Origin of the sequence: Curtobacterium sp. 18060 (assembly GCF_902706105.1) — a bacterium.
Taxonomy (GTDB): domain Bacteria; phylum Actinomycetota; class Actinomycetes; order Actinomycetales; family Microbacteriaceae; genus Curtobacterium.
This window is the reverse complement of record NZ_CACSJV010000003.1, coordinates 58,696-81,066: the sequence shown is the minus strand read 5'-3', so window position 1 is coordinate 81,066 and position 22,371 is coordinate 58,696. Positions and strand designations below refer to the sequence as shown.

At 70.5% G+C, this 22,371-nt stretch carries 20 protein-coding genes; 3 read left to right on the top strand and 17 right to left on the bottom strand.

Annotated features, from left to right (window positions below; translation table 11 throughout):
* Positions 1 to 26: 26 nt before the first annotated feature.
* The 6 genes from mltG to GVL05_RS02845 form a co-directional block, all read right to left on the bottom strand.
* Positions 27 to 1,601 (bottom strand): endolytic transglycosylase MltG, encoded by a 1,575-nt coding sequence (gene mltG, locus GVL05_RS02870; protein ID WP_235035814.1) that lies wholly within the window; start codon positions 1,599 to 1,601, stop codon positions 27 to 29.
* Between the two features lie 89 nt (positions 1,602 to 1,690).
* On the bottom strand, positions 1,691 to 2,134 hold the full coding sequence (gene ruvX, locus GVL05_RS02865) for a Holliday junction resolvase RuvX (protein ID WP_173168791.1): 444 nt from the start codon (positions 2,132 to 2,134) through the stop codon (positions 1,691 to 1,693).
* 8 nt (positions 2,135 to 2,142) lie between these two features.
* On the bottom strand, positions 2,143 to 4,800 hold the full coding sequence (alaS, locus tag GVL05_RS02860) for an alanine--tRNA ligase (protein WP_159571144.1): 2,658 nt from the start codon (positions 4,798 to 4,800) through the stop codon (positions 2,143 to 2,145).
* Between the two features lie 80 nt (positions 4,801 to 4,880).
* Entirely contained in the window at positions 4,881 to 5,063 is a 183-nt protein-coding gene (locus tag GVL05_RS02855; protein ID WP_111083901.1) for a hypothetical protein, read from the bottom strand.
* A gap of 132 nt (positions 5,064 to 5,195) precedes the next feature.
* Entirely contained in the window at positions 5,196 to 5,825 is a 630-nt protein-coding gene (gene rpsD, locus GVL05_RS02850) for a 30S ribosomal protein S4 (RefSeq protein WP_111083900.1), read from the bottom strand.
* Between the two features lie 223 nt (positions 5,826 to 6,048).
* Positions 6,049 to 7,401: a replication-associated recombination protein A gene (locus GVL05_RS02845; RefSeq protein WP_111084157.1), complete on the bottom strand. Its 1,353-nt coding sequence runs from the start codon at positions 7,399 to 7,401 to the stop codon at positions 6,049 to 6,051.
* A gap of 129 nt (positions 7,402 to 7,530) precedes the next feature.
* Here GVL05_RS02845 and GVL05_RS02840 point away from each other — a divergent pair, with 129 nt between their 5' ends.
* Positions 7,531 to 8,343, top strand: a complete 813-nt coding sequence (locus tag GVL05_RS02840; RefSeq protein WP_133937021.1) for a peptidylprolyl isomerase — start codon at positions 7,531 to 7,533, stop codon at positions 8,341 to 8,343.
* Positions 8,344 to 8,456: 113 nt separating this feature from the next.
* Positions 8,457 to 9,689, top strand: coding sequence for a DUF349 domain-containing protein (locus GVL05_RS02835; protein WP_173168634.1), 1,233 nt, complete (start codon positions 8,457 to 8,459; stop codon positions 9,687 to 9,689).
* Between the two features lie 99 nt (positions 9,690 to 9,788).
* Here GVL05_RS02835 and GVL05_RS02830 read toward each other — a convergent pair whose 3' ends face one another.
* Genes GVL05_RS02830 through GVL05_RS02810 form a run of 5 tightly spaced genes read right to left on the bottom strand, consistent with a single transcriptional unit; the run spans position 9,789 to position 13,042 of the window.
* On the bottom strand, positions 9,789 to 10,751 hold the full coding sequence (locus tag GVL05_RS02830; protein ID WP_123937788.1) for a bifunctional riboflavin kinase/FAD synthetase: 963 nt from the start codon (positions 10,749 to 10,751) through the stop codon (positions 9,789 to 9,791).
* A gap of 8 nt (positions 10,752 to 10,759) precedes the next feature.
* Positions 10,760 to 11,206: a hypothetical protein gene (locus GVL05_RS02825; protein ID WP_123339724.1), complete on the bottom strand. Its 447-nt coding sequence runs from the start codon at positions 11,204 to 11,206 to the stop codon at positions 10,760 to 10,762.
* A 45-nt stretch (positions 11,207 to 11,251) separates the two neighbouring features.
* On the bottom strand, positions 11,252 to 11,617 hold the full coding sequence (locus GVL05_RS02820) for a hypothetical protein (RefSeq protein ID WP_123937787.1): 366 nt from the start codon (positions 11,615 to 11,617) through the stop codon (positions 11,252 to 11,254).
* Complete coding sequence (gene truB, locus GVL05_RS02815) at positions 11,614 to 12,573, bottom strand: tRNA pseudouridine(55) synthase TruB (RefSeq protein WP_131920066.1); 960 nt, start codon at positions 12,571 to 12,573, stop codon at positions 11,614 to 11,616. The genes GVL05_RS02820 and truB overlap by 4 nt, the downstream gene beginning before the upstream one ends.
* A 22-nt stretch (positions 12,574 to 12,595) precedes the next feature.
* Entirely contained in the window at positions 12,596 to 13,042 is a 447-nt protein-coding gene (locus GVL05_RS02810) for a hypothetical protein (protein WP_159571142.1), read from the bottom strand.
* Between the two features lie 88 nt (positions 13,043 to 13,130).
* On the opposite strand from GVL05_RS02810, the gene GVL05_RS02805 reads away from it, so the two are divergent.
* Positions 13,131 to 13,985 (top strand): A/G-specific adenine glycosylase, encoded by an 855-nt coding sequence (locus GVL05_RS02805; protein WP_194672624.1) that lies wholly within the window; start codon positions 13,131 to 13,133, stop codon positions 13,983 to 13,985.
* 72 nt (positions 13,986 to 14,057) lie between these two features.
* Here the strand turns inward: GVL05_RS02805 and rbfA are convergent, their stop codons facing one another.
* The 6 genes from rbfA to ispG form a co-directional block, all read right to left on the bottom strand.
* A complete protein-coding gene (rbfA, locus tag GVL05_RS02800) occupies positions 14,058 to 14,522 on the bottom strand; it encodes a 30S ribosome-binding factor RbfA (protein ID WP_123294301.1) in 465 nt (154 codons plus the stop codon).
* A 111-nt stretch (positions 14,523 to 14,633) separates the two neighbouring features.
* Positions 14,634 to 17,486, bottom strand: a complete 2,853-nt coding sequence (infB, locus tag GVL05_RS02795; RefSeq protein ID WP_159571140.1) for a translation initiation factor IF-2 — start codon at positions 17,484 to 17,486, stop codon at positions 14,634 to 14,636.
* Positions 17,487 to 17,559: 73 nt separating this feature from the next.
* Complete coding sequence (locus tag GVL05_RS02790) at positions 17,560 to 17,871, bottom strand: YlxR family protein (protein WP_111083891.1); 312 nt, start codon at positions 17,869 to 17,871, stop codon at positions 17,560 to 17,562.
* Positions 17,872 to 17,937: 66 nt separating this feature from the next.
* Positions 17,938 to 18,933 (bottom strand): transcription termination factor NusA, encoded by a 996-nt coding sequence (gene nusA, locus GVL05_RS02785; RefSeq protein WP_159571138.1) that lies wholly within the window; start codon positions 18,931 to 18,933, stop codon positions 17,938 to 17,940.
* Positions 18,934 to 19,092: 159 nt separating this feature from the next.
* Positions 19,093 to 20,844, bottom strand: a complete 1,752-nt coding sequence (locus tag GVL05_RS02780) for a proline--tRNA ligase (protein ID WP_123937785.1) — start codon at positions 20,842 to 20,844, stop codon at positions 19,093 to 19,095.
* Positions 20,845 to 21,237: 393 nt separating this feature from the next.
* Positions 21,238 to 22,371, bottom strand: a complete 1,134-nt coding sequence (gene ispG, locus GVL05_RS02775) for a flavodoxin-dependent (E)-4-hydroxy-3-methylbut-2-enyl-diphosphate synthase (protein WP_123938104.1) — start codon at positions 22,369 to 22,371, stop codon at positions 21,238 to 21,240.

The following is a 22,371-nucleotide window of genomic DNA, read 5'->3' as shown; positions in this document are numbered from 1 at the left end:
GCGCACCGCTGTGCGACGTCGTCGCCCTACTGGTAGTCGGGGTGCGCCCGGAGCCACGCCTGGAACTGCTTCACGGCGACGAGGTGCTCGTCGTAGGTGTTCGAGAACACCGTCTCGCCGGTCTCCAGGTTCACCGTCACGAAGTACAGCCACTTGCCCGGGGCCTCGTTCGTCACGGCCTTGATGGCGATGTCCCCGGGGTTCGAGATCGGTGCCGGCGGCAGCCCCTCGTGCACGTACGTGTTGTACGCGTTCGACTCGTCGGCGCGTTCTGCGTCGGTCGTCGTGACGGTGTGGGTGTTGCCGGTGCCGTAGGCGACGGTGGCGTCGGACTGCAGGCGCATGCCCTGGTCGAGCCGGTTCTGGAACACCCGCGCGACCTTCGGGTAGTCGGCGGCGAGGCCGGCTTCCTTCTGCACGAGCGACGCGAACACGATGACGTGCTCCTGGTCGGCCTCCTTGACGCCGGCGGCGGCCAGGTGCTCCTTCATCGTGTCGACCATCGACCCGAAGTACTGCTCCGCGGTCCACCCCGGGTTGATCGGGTACGTCGCGGGGAACAGCCAGCCCTCGAGCGTGGTGACGCCGGACGGCAGGTCGTACGCGGACACGTCCTTCGCGGCCTTGGCGACCTCGGTCTTGGTGAGCCCGGCCTTGGAGACCATGCCGGCCTCGATGTCCGCCAGCGCGGTACCCTCGGGGATCACGATCGAGGCCTGCACGCGGTTCTTCTCGTCCTGCAGCGCGGCCAGGGCCGACTTCGAGCTCATCTGCTTCTTCAGCGAGTACGAACCCGGCTGGAACTGCACGTCGGGCGACGCCAGCAGCAGCTTGTAGAAGACCTTCGAGTCCTTCACGACCCCGCTGCGCTGCAGCGTCGCGGCGACGTTCTCGCCGATGTCGCCCTGCTTGATCGTGATGGTGACCTTGGCCTTGCCGGAGCCGGTGTAGTCGTCCGGTTCGGTCGAGCCGCTGACCGCGGCGACGATCTGCTGGATCTTCGGGGCGGCGAACGCGTACGCGCTCACCCCGCCGGCCACGACCACGGCGACGATCACGATGCCGGCGATGAGCGGCCCGCGACGGCGCTTCGGGCGCGGTTCGCGCGGCGGCCTGGAGGCTCCCCCGCGTCCGCCACGGCCACCACGTCCGCCGCCTCCCGCGGCTCCACCGCCACCGGTGCGCCCGGCGTCGTCGGTACCGTCGGACCCGGCTCCGCCGGCGGCGGGCGCCGAAGGCACCTCGCCGGTCAGCAGCGCGGCGACCTCGGGATGGAGTTCGGGGGCCGCCTGCTGCGGTCGCACGGGCTCCGGTGCCGGCTGCTCGCGCGGAGCGGTCGAGTCGGGGTCCATGCGGTCGGCAGCGGCGGCGGCCTCCTCGGGTGCCGGCTCGGAGTCGGGCCCGGGGGCGGCGTCGCGACGAGCGCGTTCCGCTTCGTGCGCCCGAGCCTCGCGGCGGGACATCGGACGGTCCGGCTGCGGGGTCACCCGCGCGGAGTCGTCACGGTCATCGGTACCTGCTGCGCGGTCGGAAGTGGTCTTCCGCCGCTCGGCTTCGTTGCCGGGCGCGATGATCGCGTTCCAGTCCAGATCGTCTGCCAACGGTTCTCGGTCTCTCGGTCGGGAACTCCGCCTGGGCACCGTCGTCCTCGGGTGACGGAAGGGCAGCCGGGTCGCGGTGGGTTGCCCTGTCAGGGAAGCGTGGTGCCCGGAGGGGCACCGGCACTGCGTTCGTGGTCGAGCGCGTGTTGCAGAATGATAACAGCGGCCGCTTGGTCGATCACGGACCGCGACTTCTTCGTGTTCTTGCCGGCCTGGTGCAGTCCGCGTTGCGCGGTCACCGTGGACAGTCGTTCGTCGACCAGCCGGACCGGGCGGCGCTCGGCGATCCGGGCCGCGAACGCCCGCGCGTCGTCCGTCGACGGAGTGTCGCCGCCGGACATCGACAGGGGCAGTCCGACGACGAGCTCGAGCACGTCGTACTCGTCCGCGATCTCGAGGATCCGACGCAGGTCGGTCGAGTCGTCGCGGCGCACGGTCTCGACCGGCGTCGCCAGCAACCCGTCGCGGTCGCACACGGCGATCCCGATCCGGGCACGGCCGACGTCCACGCCGAGCCGCCGCCCGGACCGGATCGCCACGATCAGCCCGCGATCCGAGCGGTCACGGCGCGGAGCGCAGCCGGGAGCGCAGCCGCGTCGGTGCCGCCGCCCTGGGCCAGGTCCGGCTTGCCGCCGCCGCCGCCACCGAGCACCCCGGCGGCCTCCTTGGCGAGCGGACCCGCCTGGACGCCCGCGGAGCGCGCCGCGTCGTTCGTCGCGACGATCACGATCGGCTTCCCGCTCACCACGGCACCGAGCACGACGACGGCAGCGCCGTCACCGAGCTGTGCGCGGACCCCGGTGGCCAGCGAGCGCAGGTCGTCGCCGGACTGCAGGCCGTCGACGGTCTCGGCCACGACGGTGGTCGTGCCGACGGTCGTCGCGGTCCGTGCGATCGACGGGACCCGCTGCTGCAGGTTCGCCGACTCGAACTCGGCGATCCGCTTCTGCGCGGTGCGGAGGTCCTCCATGAGCGACTGCACACGCGTGGGCAGGTCGGCACGGGGGGCCTTCAGCGCGCTGGAGAGCTGCGAGACGATCGTCCGCTCGACCGCGAGGTCACGGAAGCCCTCGAGCCCGACGAGCGCTTCGACACGACGGTTCGTCGACCCGACGCTCGACTCCCCCACCAGGTTGACGAGTCCGATCTGGGCACTCGAGGCGACGTGCGTCCCACCGCAGAGCTCGCGCGACCACGGACCACCGATGTCGACCATGCGGACCTCGGCGCCGTACTTCTCACCGAAGAGCGCCTGCGCACCGAGCGCCTTGGCCTCGTCGATGGGCATGATGCGGGTCGAGACCTCGAGGTCGGTGCGGATCGCGGTGTTGACGACCTCCTCGATCTCGGAACGGGTCGCGAGCGAGATCGGCTGCGACCACGAGAAGTCGAGGCGCATGTAGCCGGACTTGTTGTACGAACCCGCCTGCAGCGCCTCCGGGCCGAGGATGTCGCGGAGCGCGGCGTTCACCAGGTGCGTCGCGGAGTGCGCCTGCGTGGCGCCGCGACGGTACTCGGCGTCGACCACGGTGCTCGCCGCGTCGCCCACGCCGACCTCGCCCGAGCGGACCTGGACGGTGTGGCTCCAGAGGCCGGCGACGGGACGCTGGACGTCGAGGACCTCGAGGTCGAAGCCGTTGCCGACGATCGATCCCTGGTCGGCATCCTGGCCACCCGACTCGGCGTACAGCGACGTCTCGCCGAGGACGACCTCGGCGATGTCGCCCGCCACGGCCCGGTCGACGCTGACGCCGTCGACGATGATGCCGAGCACGTTCGTCTCGGCCTCGAGCGCGTCGTAGCCGAGGAAGACGGTCTCGCCCTTCGCCCGGAACGCGCTGTACACGCTCAGGTCGGCGATCGCGGTCTTCTTGCTCTTCGCGTCGGCCTTCGCCCGGGCACGCTGCTCGGACATCAGGGTCTCGAACGCGGTCCGGTCGACGTGGACCCCGGCCTCTTCGGCCATCTCCATCGTCAGGTCGATCGGGAACCCGAAGGTGTCGTGCAGCAGGAACGCGGTGTCCCCGCCGATGGACGGAGCACCGTCCTGCTTCGCGCGCTCGACAGCGACGTCGAGGATCGTCGTGCCCTGCGCGAGCGTGCGGAGGAACGTCTCCTCTTCCGCATAGGCGATCCGCGCGATGCGGTCGTAGTCGGAGGCGACCTCGGGGTAGGCGTCGCGCATCGCGTCGCGGGACGCCGGGAACAGCTCCGGGAACGTCGCGGTCTCGACCCCGAGCAGGCGCATCGCACGGACCGTGCGGCGCAGCAGACGACGCAGGATGTACCCGCGGCCCTCGTTCGACGGGCTCACGCCGTCGGCGATGAGCATGAGCGCGGAGCGCACGTGGTCCGCGATGACCCGCATGCGGACGTCGTCCTCGTGCACGGCGCCGTAGCGGCGGCCGGAGATCTCGGACGCGCGGTCGAGGACCGGGCGGACCTGGTCGATCTCGTACATGTTGTCGACGCCCTGCTTGATGAAGGCGACGCGCTCGAGCCCCATGCCGGTGTCGATGTTCTTGTTCGGCAGCTCGCCGGTGATCTCGAAGTCGTACTTCGAGCGGACGTCGGCGATCTGGTACTGCATGAACACGAGGTTCCAGATCTCGACGTACCGGTCGTCGTCGGTGGCCGGGCCGCCGTCGATGCCGTACTCGGGCCCGCGGTCGAAGAAGATCTCGGAGCAGGGACCGGCGGGTCCGGGCTGGCCGGTGGACCAGTAGTTCGTGTCCTTGCCGAGTCGCTGGATGCGCTCCTCGGGCAGGGAGGAGTGCTGCTTCCAGAACGCGATCGCCTCGTCGTCGTCCTCGTAGACCGTCACCCAGAGGTCGTCGGGCGAGAAGCCGAGCCCGCCGTCGGACTCCGCGTTCGTCAGGAACTCCCAGGCGAACTGGATCGCCTGCTCCTTGAAGTAGTCGCCGAACGAGAAGTTGCCGTTCATCTGGAAGAACGTGCCGTGGCGAGGGGTCTTGCCGACCTCTTCGATGTCGTTCGTGCGGATGCACTTCTGCACGCTCGTGGCACGGGGGTACGGCGCGGGGACGAGCCCGGTCAGGTACGGGATGAACGGCACCATGCCCGCGACCGTGAAGAGGAGCGACGGGTCGTCGGAGACGAGGGACGCGGACGGGACGACGGTGTGGCCGCGGTCACCGAAGTACTGGAGCCAACGGCGGCGGATCTCTGCGGTCTGCATGGTGCTTCCTGGGTTCAGGTCGGGGGTGGGAGGTGGAGGCGGGACGACGGTGCGGCCGGCCCGCGGTGGAGCTCGACGACTCAGACGTCGGTGCGGAGCTCGGCCCCGCGGGACCGGTACCCGTCGGCGACCGCGCCCGTGAAGGCCTTCGTGCTCGCGTCGACGACGGCGAAGAGCCGTGCGCCTCCGGGCGTCCTGGCGACCTGGTGCGCCACGGCGAACCCGATGACGACGCCGACCGCGACGAAGAACAGCTGCTTCACGGTGCCTCTCCCTCTGTGCACCCTGGCGGTGCATGCCCGGACAAGCTTAGCCGCCGGGCACTTCGGGGCCGGAACGCCGAACGGCGGGCCGTCCTCGAGAGGACGACCCGCCGTTCGGGTGTGATCAGTGGATCAGCGAGCTGCGTAGTACTCGACGACGAGCTGCACTTCACAGGTCACGGGGACCTCGGCGCGCTTCGGGCGACGCACGAGGCGGGCCTGGAGCTTGTCGATCTCGACCTCGAGGTAACCCGGGACCTTCGGCAGGACTTCCTGGTGGCCACCGGCAGCGGCGACCTGGAAGGGCTCCATCGACTCGGACTTCGGCTTGACGTGGATCAGCTGGCCCTCCTTGACGCGGAAGGAGGGGCGGTCCACGAGCTTGCCGTCGACCAGGAGGTGACGGTGCACGATCAGCTGACGGGCCTGCGCGGTGGTGCGGGCGAAGCCGGCACGGACCACGAGGGCGTCGAGGCGCTGCTCGAGGAGCTCGACCAGGTTCTCACCGGTCAGGCCCTTCGTCTTGCGGGCCTCTTCGAAGACGATGCGGAGCTGCTTCTCGCGGATGCCGTACTGGGCGCGCAGACGCTGCTTCTCACGGAGGCGGACGGCGTAGTCGCTGTCCGCACGACGGCGCGTACGGCCGTGCTCACCGGGGCCGTAGGGGCGCTTCTCGAGGTAACGGGCCGCCTTCGGCGTCAGCGGGATGCCGAGTGCGCGCGACAGGCGGGTCTTGCTGCGGGTACGTGACTTGGTAGACACAGGGTCCTTTTCTCTGTTCGAACTGAATACTCACCGGAGGCCGGGCACGCGAGTGCCCGTGGCCCCGACGACGGGATCCAGAGGGATGAGCCTGTGGGATCGGACGGCTACAGTCCGAACCTCTGCCCCCGTACCACCGGAGTGGCACTCTGTCCTCAACGCAGCCGTGCTCGAGGACCAGGACGTAGGCCCGGCAATGCTAGCAGGAAGTCGACGTGCCGTCCTACTGCCCGCGGGTGATCTTCCGGAGTCGTTCGAGCCGCGGACCGACCTCGCGCTCGTAGCCGTTCGCCGTCGGGGTGTAGTACTCGGTGCCCTCGAGCGCATCGGGCAGGTACTGCTGCTCGGCGACCCCGTGCTCGGCGTCGTGCGAGTAGACGTAGCCCTTGCCGTGGCCGAGTCGCTTCGCCCCGGCGTAGTGCGCGTCGCGCAGGTGCATCGGCACGGTGCCCATCCGGCCGGCCTTGACGTCCGCCATCGCCGCGTTCACACCGTTGTAGGCGGCGTTCGACTTCGGCGCGGTCGCCAGGTACACGACGGCTTCGGCCAGGGGGATGCGGCCCTCGGGCATGCCGATGAGCTGCACGGCCTGGGCCGCCGCGACGGCGATGGGCAGCGCCTGCGGGTCCGCCATGCCGATGTCCTCGGACGCCGAGATGATGATCCGGCGCGCGATGAACCGGGAGTCCTCGCCCGCCTCGATCATCCGCGCGAGGTAGTGCAGCGCGGCGTCGACGTCGCTCCCCCGCACCGACTTGATGAAGGCGCTGATGACGTCGTAGTGCTCGTCGCCCTGCCGGTCGTACCGCAGGAGTGCACGGTCGACGGCCGCGGCGACGGTGTCCGCGTCGACCACCGGCACGGTGTCGTCGTCGTCGTCCTGGGCCGCGGTGGCCGAGGCCGCAGCGGCCTCGAGCGCCGTGAGGGCGCGTCGGGCGTCACCCGAGGCCAACCGGACGATGGCCCCACGTGCCTCGTCACCGAGGACGACCGCGCCACCGAGGCCGCGGGGGTCCTCCACCGCCCGGTCGACGAGCATGCCGAGGTCGGCGTCGGTGAGCGGCTTGAGCGTCAGGAGCAGGGACCGGGACAGCAGCGGGGAGATGACCGAGAACGACGGGTTCTCGGTGGTGGCCGCGATGAGGATCACCCACCCGTTCTCGACACCGGGCAGCAGGGCGTCCTGCTGGGCCTTGCTGAACCGGTGGATCTCGTCGAGGAACAGCACGGTCGTGGACCCGTACAGGTCGCGGTGGGTGAGGGCCTTCTCCATGACCTCGCGCACGTCCTTGACGCCGGCGGTCACCGCGGAGAGCTCGACGAACTCGCGCCCGGACTGCCGCGCGATGGCCTGCGCCAACGTGGTCTTGCCGGTGCCGGGAGGACCCCAGAGGATGACCGACACACCGCCCGGGTTGTCGCGGGTACCGGTGGCGAGCTGCACGAGCGGCGACCCGCGGCCGAGCAGGTGCTGCTGGCCGGCGACCTCGTCGAGGCTGGTCGGGCGCATCCGGACCGCGAGCGGGACGGAACCCTGCGCGAGACCGGCGCGACCGCCCGTCGTGGGCGCACGCATGCTCGAACGGTCCGCTGCCATGCACCAATCGTAGGCCGACCCACTGACAGCCCCGCGCCTCCCAGGCCGTTGATGGTGACGACTCGGATACGCTCGTTCCACACTGCGACGAGAGGGCAGAACAGCACCGTGGCACCGAAGAACCCAGCGCGCGACAACCGCGAGGCGCGCGAGCGCCTCCGTCTCTACCAGGCCCGCCAGGGACTCCACGACCGGCAGCGCCGCCGGCGGGTGCGCGACAACCTGGTCGGCGCCGGTGTCCTCGTGCTGGTCGCCGCCCTGGCCACCGGGTCGCAGCTCGCCTTCGCGGGCTCGCAGGGGAACGGGTCGGCGGACGCCAGCGCGAGCGCCACCGCCACACCGACGCCCTCGGCGAGTGCCACGGCGGCGAACACGGGCGACGTGCCGAGCAAGGAGATCGCGAAGGGCGCGACCTGGACGGGCTCGCTGACGCTCAACAAGTCGATCGACCTCGGCATCGAACTGGACGGCGAGAAGGCCCCGCAGGCCGCGAGCGTCGAGATCTCGTTGATCAAGGAGCAGTTCTACAACGGCACCACCTGCCACCGGCTGGCCGACAGCGACGGGCTGAAGTTCCTGCAGTGCGGTTCGGCGAACGGCGACGGCACGGGCGACGCCGGGTTCGAGTACGGCCCGCTCGAGAACGTCCCGAGCGACGGCGTCTACGACGAGGGCACCATCGCGATCGCGCGGTCGACGTCGCCGTACTCGCAGTCGACCCAGTTCTTCATCGTCTACGGCGACACCACGCTCGACGGCTCCACGGGCGGCTACACGGTCGTCGGGAAGGTCACGAGCGGCCTGTCCGAACTCGAGTCGAAGATCGCCGCGAAGGGCATCTCGTCACCCGGTGACGACGGCACCGGTGAGCCGAAGGTGGCGACGACGATCACCGCCGCGACCATCGCCCAGGAGAAGTAGTCCACAAGCCGTTGCGTCCGGCGGGCCGCGGAGCCCGTCCGTGCAATAGGCTGACGACCTGACCGTGCCGACGGTGACGTCGGCGATGCACGACCACGATCGAGGCGAGACCTGTGGGATCTGACGAAGCAACGACCTGGGGGCGGGTCGACGAGAACGGGACCGTGTACGTCCGGTACGAAGAGACCGAACGTGCTGTCGGTGAGTACCCGGACGCCACCCCCGAAGAAGCCCTCGCCTACTTCGCGCGGAAGTACGCCGACCTCGAGGGGCAGGTGAAGATCGCCGAGCAGCGCGTCCAGCGTGGTGCGTCGGCGAACGACGTCGCCCGGACGGTCGAGCACCTGACGACCCTGGTGGCCGAAGCCCGCGTGGTCGGTGACATCAAGTCGCTCGAGACCCGAGTGGGCGCGCTCACCGAGCAGCTCGGCTCGCTCACCAAGGAGCAGGCCGAGCAGGCGCAGCAGGCACTGAACGACGCCCTGGCGCACCGTGCGGCCCTGGTCGAAGAGGCCGAGGCACTCGCGGCGGTCGACCCGGCACGCGCGCAGTGGAAGCAGATCACCGCGCAGCTCGACGACGTGTTCGCCCGCTGGCAGCAGCACCAGCACGACGGCCCGCGCATCCCCAAGAACGAGGCCAACGAGCTCTGGAAGCGGTTCCGCGCAGCGCGGTCCACCGTCGACCAGCACCGTCGCGCGTTCTACTCCGAGCTCGACGCGCAGCACCGCGACGCCCGCACCCGCAAGCAGGAACTCGTGACCCAGGCCGAGGCACTCGCCTCGCGCGGGTCCGACGCGATCCCGGACTACCGCCAGCTGCTCGACGACTGGAAGAACGCCGGGCGCGCCGGCAAGCGCCACGACGATGCCCTCTGGGCGCGGTTCAAGGCCGCCGGTGACGTGCTGTTCGAGCAGCGCCACGCCGAGAGCGCGGCCGAGGACGAGGAGTTCTCCGGCAATCTCGAGGCCAAGCAGGCGCTGCTCACCGAGGCCGAGCCGCTGCTCAAGGCGACCGACCGGGTGGCGGCGCGCAAGACCCTGACCGGCATCCAGCGCCGCTGGGACGAGGTCGGCAAGGTCCCCCGCGCGGATGTCCGTCGCATCGAGGACCGCCTGCGTGCGATCGAGGACCACGTGCGTGGGCTCGAGGACGCGCACTGGAAGGAGTCCAACCCGGAGCGCAAGGCCCGGCAGACCGGACTCGCCAGCCAGCTCGAGGACGCCATCGGCAAGCTCGAGTCCGAGCTCGCCGACGCGCAGGCCTCCGGCGACGCCCGCAAGATCAAGGACGCCCAGGAAGCGCTCGACGCCCGCAAGATCTGGCTCGACGCCCTCGGCAGCTAGTCACCACACGACGACGCCCCCGTGACCGATCGGTCGCGGGGGCGTCGTCGTGTGGTGCCGTGTGGCGCCGTCTGCTGGCGTCCGGTGTGGCGCCGCCGTTCAGACCGGCGTGGGCAGGCCCAGCAGCAACCGGATGTCGAGGTCGTCCTGCCGCATCTGCGTGGCGAGCTCGTCCATCGAGTCGAACTTCACCATGCCGCGGACGTACGAGACGAACAGCACCGAGATGCGGTCGCCGTACAGGTCGAGGTCGACGTCGAGCAGGTGCGCCTCGATCTGCTTGGCGGGCACGCCCTCGAACGTCGGGTTGTTGCCGACCGAGACGGCCGCCGGGTACACCGTGCCGTCGTGCAGCACGCGCGCGGCGTAGACGCCGTCGGCCGGTGCGAACCCCTCGAACGCCGGGTCGAGGTTCGCCGTCGGGTACCCCATGGCGCGCCCGCGCTGGTTGCCGTGCACGACCGTGCTGCGGACCGCGTGCTCACGCCCGAGCAGCCGGGCGGCCTCGGCCACCCGGCCGTCGCCGAGCAGTTCGCGGATCCAGGTCGACGAGACGCGTCGCTCGCCGTCGGGGCGGACGTCGTCCACCAGGTCGACGTCGTCGATGAGCTCGACCGTGAAGCCGTGCTGCTCCCCCAGGGTGCGGAGCAGGGCGACGTCGCCGGCACCCTTCGCCCCGAAGCGGAAGTCGCTGCCGACGAAGACGAGCCGGGCGTGCAGGGTGTCGACGAGGATCTCGGACACGAACGCCTCGGGCGACTTCGACTGCAGTTCCTCGTCGAAGCGGAGCAGCAGGGTGGCGTCGACCCCGGCGTCGTCGAGGAGCTCGCGCCGCTGCGCCGTGCTCGTGAGTGCCGGCGGGACGTGCTGCGGGTCGATGACGTTGAGGGGGTGCCGGTCGAACGTCACCACGGTGGCGACCAGGCCCTGTTCGTGGGCGGCGCGCTCCAGGTGCGCGATCACCGCGCGGTGTCCGACGTGCACGCCGTCGAACTTGCCGATCGTGACGGCGCTCGGACCGAAGCCCTCGGCCACGTCGGCGATGTCGTCGTAGAACTGCACGGCTGCTCCTACTCGCCCACGGGGGCGGTGGTCGATGCGGGCACCGGTTCGACCGTCGCGGTGCGGTGGTGCTTGCGGAGCCACCAGAGTCCGGCGATCGGCAGCACCAGCGGCGCGAAGGCGTACCCCATGCCGTAGTACGACCAGATCGTGTCGTCGGGGAAGAGCTGCCGGTCGAACAGCGAGAGCGTGCCGATGACGAGCACACCGGTCATCTCGAACACGATCGTGACGCACGCGACGCGGTACCAGAAGCGTCCGGGCACGATCAGGGCGATCATCGCCACGATGTACACGACGGCGGCGATGGCGCTCACCGTGTACGCGAACGGCGCGAAGGAGAACTTCTCGATGATCTGCACGACGCTCCGGCCCGTCGCCGCCAGGGCGAGGATGCCGTACACGGCGATGAGGACGCGGCCGATGCCGGTCGCGAGTGAGGATCTGGTCGCCATTGCACCGATTCTACCGACGTGCGCGGACCACCATGACGCTCGGCGTCAGTTCAGGGCGAACCAGATCTGGTACATCCGGTAGATCATGACCGCGACGGTGAAGGCGCCGGCGCCGAGGACGACGGTGCTCCACTTCGTGCGGTCCACGAGCGCCCAGACGATGGTCGCCGGCGGCACCAGGAGCACCGACACGGCGTAGACCCCGAACTCGAGGGCGTTGCCGTCCGGCGGGCTGCCCGTCGCGGGCAGCACGATCGAGATGACGCCCTGCACCAGGAGCAGGACCTCGATGAGCGCGAGGGACCCCACGGTGTAGTCGTTCGGCTTCCAGCCGATGAAGCCGACCACGACGGCGAACAGCCCGGCCAGGACCGCGACGACGAGCTGGACCCACATGAACCACTCGATCACGCGTGCGCCCCGTTCTGCGACGCCGGAGCAGCCGGCGCCGGGAAGTTCGTGATGACCCGGAGCAGTCCGCGCCGGACCGAGACCAGGCCGACGAGGCGGTCGTCGTCGACGGCCACGGCAGCCACCGGTTCGTCCGAGTCGGGGTGGTCGGCTGCGACGCGCTTGCCGTCGGTCAGGTCCTTCGCCGCGGCCGCGTCGAGCGACACCGACGAGAACAACCGGCGTGCCACGTCAGCGGGACGAGCGAGCGCCGCGCGGACGTCGACGGCGTCGTCCTCGAGGTCGATCGCGTCGGCCACGTCGAACGGACCGACCTGGGTGCGGCGGAGCGCGGTGAGGTGCGCGCCGGTGCCGAGGGCAGCGCCGACGTCGCGTGCGAGAGCCCGGACGTACGTGCCGGACGAGCAGGTCACGACGACGTCGAGGTCGACGACCGCCACCTCGGCACCGTCGACCGTGACGGTGCGGTCGTTCCGGCCGGTGACGTCGAACCGCGAGACGGTGACCGTGCGGGACTTCAGCTCGACGGTCTCACCCTTGCGCGCCAGGTCGTACGCGCGGCGCCCGTCGACCTTGATCGCGCTGACGGTGGACGGGACCTGGTCGATCGTGCCGCGCTGCAGGGCGACGGCACGTTCGACGGACTCGTCCGAGACGTCCGCTGCGGCGATGCCGGTCGCGGCGGTCGGGGTGCCGTCGGCGTCGTCGGAGTCCGTGGACACGCCGAGCCGGATGGTGGCGGTGTAGGTCTTGCCGAGGCCCACCAGGTGGGTGAGCAACCGGGTGGAGTGCCCGATCCCCAGGAGCAGCAGCCCGGTCGCCATCGGGTCGAGGGTCCCCGCGTGGCCGACCTTCTTCAGACCGAGGCGGCGGCGGGCGATCGACACGACGCGGTGGCTGGAGATCCCCTGCGGTTTGTCGACGAGGAGGATGCCGTCCGGCACGGTTTCGAGCACCAGAGGAGATTACCAGCGCCGGTCAGCAGGCGTCGTTCCACTCGCGACGAGGGTGCTCGGGATCGGTGACGTCGAGGACGGCGGAGGCGGCGATCTTGACGTCCGCCCGACGTTCGAGCCGGCCGGCTTCCTGCTCGACCCACAGCGACCAGCGCCAGAGCCCACGGACACCCGGAGCCAGCAGCCCGTGCCCGTGCACGACCAACACGCCGTCACCGGCGCCGGTGGTGCGGAACGGCGCGACCACTTCGTCGCGCAGCGTGTCGGGATCGGTGGACGGCGCCGTCGCGGCCATCGCGGACACCCCGTGCTGCTCGAAGCCGGCCACCAGCGTGGCGGCGACGTGTTCGAGATCGGTGCCGTCCTGCCCGTCGATGCCGATCACGGTCCGGTTCGTGCCGACCTGCGCGATCACCTCAGCAGCGATCGCGGCCATCGTGTCGGTCTCTTCGGGTGCCCAGCGTGCCATGCGTCCACCGTAGGCTGTCGTGGTGAACGCGAGCAGTGCCTCCCAGCCGGATGTGGAGAACGCGAGCGTCCCCGACATCGCGACCCCGTTGACCACCTGGTTCCGACAGGAGGCCCGCGACCTGCCGTGGCGTCGCCCCGGCTTCCCCGCGTGGGGCACCCTGGTCAGCGAGATCATGCTGCAGCAGACGCAGGTCTCGCGCGTGATCCCCCGACTGGAGGCGTGGCTCACCCGGTGGCCGACGCCTGCGGACCTGGCGGCGTCGCCCCCGGCGGACGCGGTGCGTGCCTGGGACCGGCTCGGCTACCCGAGACGCGCGCTCGCGCTGCACGCGGCGGCCACGGTGATCGCCACCGAGCACGGCAACGTCGTCCCACGGGACGTCGAGGCGCTGCTCGCGCTGCCGGGGATCGGCGACTACACGGCACGGGCCGTCGCCGTGTTCGCGTACGGCGACCGGCACCCGGTCGTCGACGTCAACGTGCGGCGGGTCCTGAAGCGCGCGCTCCTCGGCCAGGGCGAGCCCGGGCCGGCGAAGGCCAAGGACGACCTGCCCCTGATGGAGTCCGTGCTGCCAGCCGACCGCGACGACGCCGCTGCGACGAACGCGGCGGTGATGGAGCTCGGAGCGCTCGTGTGCGTCGCCCGCTCCCCCGCGTGCGACGCGTGCCCGATCGCGGACCGCTGCGCCTGGCGTGCGGCCGGGTACCCCGAACACGACGGGCCACGCGCCCCGAAGCAGGCGAAGTTCGCCGGCAGCGACCGGCAGGTGCGCGGGCTGATCATGGCCGAGCTGCGCGCGAGCGACGTGCCGGTCGCCCGGTCGGAGATCGAACCGGTCTGGCCGGACGCCGAGCAGCGGGACCGAGCACTCGCGTCGCTCCTGCGCGACGGGCTGGCCGTCGGCGACGACACCACCGGGTACCGGCTGCCGGACGCCTGACGTCTCCGCCAGGCACGACGCACGAGCGCCCCGCCGCACACGGTGCAGCGGGGCGCTCGGACGCTCGTCGGGCTACGCCCGCGCCACGTCCTGCTCGTCGTCGGACTCGTCGTCCTCGTCCTCGTCGTGCTTGTACGGGTCGGCGTCGCCGGCGAACGTCGCACCGACCGACGCAGCTCGCACCTGCTCGTCACGCACCTGGGCCTGCACGAGCAGGTCCTCCATGTGCGCCGAGGTCTCCGGCAGTGCGTCGGCGATGAACTCGAGCGACGGGGTGAGCCGCGCCGTGATGTTCTTGCCGACCTCGGAGCGGAGCATGCCGGTCGCGGCCTTGAGTGCCGCGGCGGAGTCGGCGCGCTCCTCGTCGGTGCCGTACACGGTGTAGAAGACCGATGCGTGCTGCAGGTCTCCGGTCACGCGGACGTCGGTGATCGTCACGAACCCGAGACGCGGGTCGCGCAGACCCTTGTCGAGACGGCGTGCGACGACTTCCTTGATGCGGTCCGCCATCTTGCGTGCGCGCTGCGGATCGGCCATGGGTGCCTCCTGAGGCAGTGGCGGGACGTTTCCCGCCGGTGGTTCTGCGTGGAAAGGGGTCGGGCCCCGACCTCCCGCGAAGGGAGGCCGGGGCCCAGGGTAGTCACACGATCAGTCGCGCGGCTTCTCGACGAGCTCGGTGGTCTCGATCTCGTCACCGATCTGGAGATCGTTGAACTTGCCGAGACCGATACCGGCCTCGAAGTCCGTGCGGACCTCGGTGACGTCGTCCTTGAAGCGACGGAGCGACTCGATCGCCAGTCCGTCGGCCAGGACCACACCGTCACGGATGACGCGCGCCTTGGCGTTGCGCGTGATCGTGCCGGAGCGGACGATGACACCCGCGATGTTGCCGAACTTCGAGGAGCTGAAGACCTCGCGGATCTCGGCGACACCGGACTGGACCTCTTCGTACTCGGGCTTGAGCATGCCCTTGAGGGACTGCTCGATGTCGTCGAGTGCGTTGTAGATGACCGAGTAGAAGCGCACGTCGATGCCTTCGCGCGCCGCACGCTCGCGGGCCTTGACGTCCGGACGGACGTTGAAGCCGACCACGATGGCGTTGTCGATCGTGGCGAGGTCGATGTCCGACTCCGTGATCGCACCGACACCGCGGTGGAGGATGCGGAGCTGGACGCTGTCGTCGACCTCGATGTCCAGGAGCGACTGCTCGAGTGCCTCGACGGCACCGGAGACGTCACCCTTGATGATGAGGTTGAGCGAGTCGACCTTGCCCTCTTCGAGTGCACGGGTGAAGTCCTCGAGCGAGATGCGCTTGCGGGCCTTGGCCAGCTGGGCGTTGCGCTCGGCGGCTTCACGCTTCTCGGCGATCTGACGTGCCGTGCGGTCCTCTTCGGTGACGAGGAACGTGTCACCGGCGCGGGGCACCGAGGACAGACCCTGCACCTGGACCGGGCGGCTCGGCGTGGCGGCCTTGACCGCGACACCGTTCTCGTCGGTCATCGCACGGACGCGGCCGTAGGCCGTGCCCGCCACGATGGCGTCGCCGACGTGCAGCGTTCCGGACTGGATGAGGACGGTCGCCACCGCACCACGGCCCTTGTCGAGCCGTGCTTCGATCGCGACGCCGCGGGCGTCCTTGTCGGGGTTCGCACGCAGGTCGAGCCCGGCGTCAGCGGTGAGCAGCACGGCGTCCAGGAGGTCCTGGATGCCGATGTTCTGCCGAGCCGAGACGTCGACGAACATGACGTCTCCGCCGTACTCCTCCGCCACCAGGTTGTACTCGGTGAGCTGCTGGCGGACCTTGGCCGGGTTCGCGCCTTCCTTGTCGATCTTGTTCACCGCGACCACGATCGGCACGTTGGCCGACTGCGCGTGGTTCAGCGCCTCGATCGTCTGGGGCATGATGCCGTCGTCCGCCGCGACCACGAGGATCGCGATGTCGGTGACCTGCGCACCACGAGCACGCATGGCCGTGAAGGCCTCGTGACCCGGGGTGTCGATGAACGTGATCGGACGCTCGATGCCCTCGTGCTCGGTGACGATCTGGTACGCACCGATGTGCTGGGTGATGCCACCGGCTTCACCCTCGACGACCTTCGAGTTCCGGATCGCGTCGAGCAGTCGCGTCTTACCGTGGTCGACGTGACCCATGACGGTCACGACGGGGGGACGGACCTGCAGGACGGAGTCGTCCTCGTCGGCGTACTCGGCATCGATGTCGATGTCGAAGCCCTCGAGGAGCTCCTTGTCCTCGTCCTCGGGCGAGACGATCTGGATCTTGTAGCCCAGCTCGTCACCGAGGACCTCGAACGTGGCCTCGTCCAGCGACTCGGTCGCGGTCGCCATCTCACCGAGGTGGAACAGCACCGTGACCAGGTTGCCGGGCATGGCGTCGATCTTGTCCGCGAAGTCCGAGATGCTCGCACCGCGACGGAGTCGGACGACCGTGTTGCCGTCGCCACGAGGGACCTGCACACCGCCGAGCGACGGGGCCTGACGCATCTCGTACTCGGCGCGCTTCGTCCGCTTCGACTTGCGGGCACGGCTCTTGCCGCCACCGCGACCGAACGCACCGGCGGTACCACCACCGGGGCCACGACCACGGCCACCGCCACCGGCGGGACGCGGGCCGCTGAAGGCCGGACGCGGGAAGCCGCCACCGGCACCGCCGCCGGCACCCGGACGGGCGCCACCGGGGCCGCCACGACCGCCACCCTGGCCCGGGCGCTGCCCGAAGCCGTTGGGACGGTTCGCCTGACCGGGTCCACCCGGACGCGGTGCACCCGGACGCGGGACGCCGGGACGCGGGGGCTGCGGACGCGGGATGCCCGCTCCACCGGCACCAGCGGCGGGGCGCTGGCCCATGCCCTGGTTCGAGGCGAAGGGGTTGTTGCCGGGGCGCGGCGGGCGCGAGCCCATGCCCTGGTTCGACGCGTAGGGGTTGTTGCCCGGACGTGCGCCGGGCTTCGGGCCACCGGGCTTCGGGCCGGCAGCGGCGGGCTTGGCACTCGAGCCAGGCTTCACCGCGTCGGTCTTCGGCTCGTCACCGGTCGAGTCGGCCGGCTGCGTGGCAGCCTGCTGCTCGGCGGCGGCCTTCTCGGCACGGGCCTTCTGTGCGGCCTCGGCCTCGGCCTGTCGCTGGGCGACGGACTTCGGTGCGGCCGGCGCCGGGACGTCCTCGGCAGCAGGTGCTGCCGGGACCTCGGGCTCCGGTGCGGGTGCCGGACGGACCGGGCCGGGGCGCGGGCCACCGGGCTTCGGCGCGCCGGACGCGGGCGTGCTGCTCTTGGCCGGCGTGCTCGGCGCGGGGGCCGAGGCTGCGGGCTTGGATGCCGGGACACCGTCCGCCTGCAGGGCGGCACGGAGCTTCCGGGCAACGGGGGGCTCGATGCTCGAGCTGGCACCCCGGACGAACTCGCCGAGCTCCTTGAGCTTCTCGAGTGCGGTCTTGCTGTCGACGCCGAGTTCGCTTGCGATCTCGTGTACGCGTGGTTTAGCCACTGTTCTCCTTCACGGGTCCCACCCCGTAAAGGGCAGGACTCAATGGATGACGGGTCTCATTTCGAGCCGCTCATCAGTTGTCCATAAGCCGTTCAGCCTGTTCTGTCATGTCCGGGCGCTCGGTCGACGCTCGTGAGAGGCCGACGATGTGGTCGAGCACCGCGGACGTGTCGGGATCGCGATCCAACCGGAGCGCACGGCGGAAAGCCCTGCGCTTGACGGCCAGATCGTAGGCATCGACGGTCGGTGTGAGCCATGCTCCCCGGCCCGGCATGACTGCCTTCGGATCCGCCACGACGCGGCCATCGCTCAGGGCGACGACTCGGAGGAGTGAGGATCGGGAAGCGCGACGACGACTGCCGATGCACGTTCTGACGGGAACCACTCTACTCCTTGCCTCGGACGTCCGCGATCCGGCGCGCCCTTCTGGGCACGCCGGCGGCGAAATCGCCTAGTCGTCGCCGTCCAGGATGGAGTCCGGCTGGATGTCGATCCGGGCCCCGGTGAGCTTGGCAGCCAGTCGGGCGTTCTGCCCTTCCTTGCCGATCGCGAGCGACAGCTGGTAGTCCGGCACGAGTGCGCGGACGGCCTTGGTCGACGCGTCGAGCACGAAGGCGCTGGTCACCTTGGCCGGCGACAGGGCGCTCGCGACGAACGCCGACAGGTCCGGGGACCAGTCCACGATGTCGACCTTCTCGGCACCCAGCTCGTTGGTGACCGCACGCACGCGCGCGCCCAGCTCGCCGATGCAGGCACCCTTCGCGTTGACGCCGGGCTCGTTCGCCTTGACCGCGATCTTCGTGCGGTGACCGGCTTCGCGCGCGAGCGACGTGATCTCGACGACGCCCAAGGCGATCTCCGGCACCTCGAGGGCGAAGAGCTTCCGGACCAGGCCCGGGTGCGTGCGCGACACCGTGATCTGCGGACCCTTGTTGCCGCGGGCGACGCTCGTCACGTACACGCGGATGCGCGAACCGTGCGCGTAGGACTCGCCCGGCACCTGCTCCTCGGGCGGCAGGATCGCCTCGACCGTGCCGAGGTCGACCATCACCATGCGCGGGTTCGGGCCCTGCTGGACCACACCGGCGACGATGTCGCCTTCCTTGCCGCGGAACTCGCCGAGGATCTTGTCGTCACCGATGTCGCGCAGGCGCTGGTTGATGACCTGCTTCGCCGCGAAGGCCGCGATGCGACCGAAGTCGCTCGGCTGGTCGACGGCTTCACCGATGACGGTGCCCTCGTCGTCGAGCTCGGGGACGTAGACACTGACCTCGCCGGACTTGCGGTCGAGCTCGACACGCGACTGCGCGTGGGCCGGCTCGCCGTTCTCTTCGGCGTGCTTCTGGTAGGCGGTCAGGATGGCAGATTCGATGATCTGGACCAGTTCGTCGAACGGGATCTCCCGCTCGCGCTCCATGAGTCGCAGGACTGCGAGATCGATCTTCACCGAGGTGCCTCCGTATTCAGATGAGTCGCTCCTGCGGATGGAACCGTCGCAGAAGTCGGCCACAAGCGTACCGCACTGCGGCTCGCGGACCCGAGTCGAGACGGACGGGAGGCCCGGTGCCAGCTGGCACCGGGCCTCCCGTCCGTCTCCTGGTGGCGTCTAGATCGCGCGGACCGCGTCGAGCAGCTCGGCGACCGGCACGTCGCGGCGTTCGCCGCTGGCACGGTTCCACAGCTCGACGACGCCGTCGGCGGCGCCGCGGCCGGCGACGACCACGATCGGCATGCCGAGCAGCTCGGCGTCGCGGAGCTTGACGCCGGGCGACACCTTCGGACGGTCGTCGTAGAGCACGTCGAACCGCTCACCCTCGAGCTCGGCGACGATCGACGTCGCCAGCTCGTAGGCGACCTGGTCACGGCCGGTGGCGACGATGTGCACGTCGAACGGTGCGACGTTCTTCGGCCAGGCCAGGCCCTTGTCGTCGTTGTGCGCCTCGGCCAGGATCGCCAGGATGCGCGTCACGCCGATGCCGTACGAGCCCATCGTGACGGTCGCGAGCTTGCCGTTCTCGTCCTGCACCTTGAGGCCCAGGGCCTCGGCGTACTTGCGGCCGAGCTGGAAGACGTGCCCGATCTCCATGCCGCGGGCGGTCTCGAGCGGACCCGAGCCGTCGGGCGACGGGTCCCCCGCGCGGACGTCCGAGACCTCGGCGACACCGTCGGCCACGAAGTCACGGCCGGCGACCAGGCCGGAGACGTGCACGCCGCGCTCGTTGGCGCCGGTGACCCAGGCGGTGCCGTCGACCACGCGCGGGTCGACGAAGTACCGGATGCCCGTGGCGCTCTCTGCGCCGAGGACCTGCGGACCGATGTAGCCCTTGACCAGGCCCTTGTGCTTCTTGAAGTCGTCGTCGCCTGCGGCTTCGACCTCGGCCGGGGCGAACGCCACCTCGGCGCGCTTCAGGTCGACGTCGCGGTCACCGGGGAGCCCGACGACCACGACCTCGCGCGTGCCGTCCAGGTGCGTGAGGGCGAGAACGACGTTCTTCAGCGTGTCCGCGGCGGTCCACGGCGCGCCGTCGCGCGGGGCGACCTCGTTCGCGTGGGCGACGAGCGTGTCGATCGTCGGGGTGTCCGACGACGGCAGGAGCACCGCGTCGGGCTGGCCCTCGATCGGCAGGGACGCGGGCACGGGCGTGACGTAGGCCTCGACGTTCGCCGCGTAGCCGTTGGCGCTGCGGACGAAGGTGTCCTCGCCCACGGCGATCGGGTGCAGGAACTCCTCCGACTTGGAGCCGCCCATCGCGCCGGCGTCCGCCTTGACGATGACGTACTCGAGGCCGAGGCGGGCGAAGATCTTCTCGTACGCGTCGCGCATGACCTGGTAGCTGCGCTCGAGGCCCTCGTCGGTGAGGTCGAACGAGTACGCGTCCTTCATGGTGAACTCGCGACCGCGCAGCAGACCCGCGCGCGGGCGTGCTTCGTCGCGGTACTTGTCCTGGATCTGGAACAGCGTGACGGGGAGGTCCTTGTACGACGAGTACAGGTCCTTCACCAGCAGCGCGAACATCTCTTCGTGCGTGGGGGCGAGCAGGTAGTCGGAGCCCTTGCGGTCCTGCAGGCGGAACATGCCGTCGCCGTACTCGGTCCAGCGGTTCGTCGCCTCGTACGGCTCGCGCGGCAGCAGCGCCGGCAGCAGCACTTCCTGCGCACCGGCAGCGACCATCTCGTCGCGGATGATCCCCTCGATCTTGGCGCGCACCCGGAGACCGAGCGGCAGCCAGGCGAAGATCCCCGGGGACTGGCGACGGACGTACCCGGCGCGGACGAGCAGCTTGTGGCTCGTCACCTCGGCGTCGGAGGGGTCGTCGCGGAGCGTACGGAGGAACAGATGCGAAAGCCGTGTGACCACGGGGCCAGCCTAGCGGCGTGCGCCGACGGCGCGGCACGGGAGGGGGCACACCGTGCGAGGTTCGCCGCACGGTGCGAGGTCAGGGCGGGCGCGCACCGTGCGCGGTTCGCCGCACGGTGCGGCGCAGGCCGCATCGTGCGGTGTCACAAGCGCGCACCGGACTGCTTTCCCGTCACGGGTTCGCGAAGTCCGCACAGTGCGGACGGGACGCTCGCTGCGAGGCCGCCACGGGCCTCCCGTCCGGCACGCCGCGATGCTCGTCGTGCGCGGACGCGCACCGTGCGAGGTTCGCCGACCGGTGCGGCCTCAGCCGCACCGTGCCGCCCGCTGACCCCGCACCGAGCCGTCAACCCGGCACACAGTGGCGGAATCCGCACCGTGCCGGAGCGCGCGCTACGGGGTGGTGATGACCTCGGGGGTGCCGAGCGCGGCCTCCGGCCCCATCTCGTCGGCGATGCGGTTCGCCTCGGCGATGAGGGTCTGCACGATCTCGTGCTCCGGCACCGTCTTGACGACCTTGCCCTTGACGAAGATCTGGCCCTTGCCGTTGCCCGACGCCACGCCGAGGTCGGCCTCGCGGGCTTCGCCGGGGCCGTTCACGACGCAGCCCATGACGGCGACGCGCAGGGGGACGGACATGCCCTCGAGGCCCTTGGTGACGTCGTTCGCCAGCTGGTAGACGTCGACCTGGGCCCGGCCGCAGCTCGGGCACGAGACGATCTCGAGCTTGCGTTCGCGCAGGTTGAGCGACTGCAGGATCTGCAGGCCGACCTTGACCTCTTGCGCGGGCGGCGCGGACAGGGACACGCGGATGGTGTCGCCGATCCCCTCGGCCAGCAGGATGCCGAACGCGGTGGCGCTCTTGATGGTGCCCTGGAACTCGGGGCCAGCCTCGGTCACGCCGAGGTGCAGCGGCCAGTCACCGGCGGCGGCGAGCTGGCGGTAGGCCTTGACCATGACGATCGGGTCGTTGTGCTTGACCGAGATCTTGAAGTCGTGGAAGTCGTGCTCCTCGAACAGGCTGGCTTCCCACACGGCGGACTCGACGAGCGCCTCGGGTGTGGCCTTGCCGTACTTCTGCAGCAGGCTCGGCTCGAGCGACCCGGCGTTGACGCCGATGCGGAGCGACACGCCTGCGGCCTTCGCCGCGGCGGCGATCGCACCGACCTGGTCGTCGAACTTGCGGATGTTGCCCGGGTTCACGCGGACCGCGGCGCAGCCGGCGTCGATCGCCTGGAACACGTACTTCGGCTGGAAGTGGATGTCGGCGATGACCGGGATCTGCGACTTCTTCGCGATGATCGGCAGCGCGTCGGCGTCTTCCTGCGTCGGCACGGCAACCCGGACGATGTCGCAGCCCGAGGCCGTGAGCTCGGCGATCTGCTGCAGCGTCGCGTTGATGTTCGTCGTCGGGGTCGTGGTCATCGACTGCACGGACACCGGAGCGTCGCCGCCCACGAGCACCTTGCCGACCCGGATCTGGCGCGACTTGCGTCGGGGGGCGAGGGTTTCGGGCGACTTGGGCAT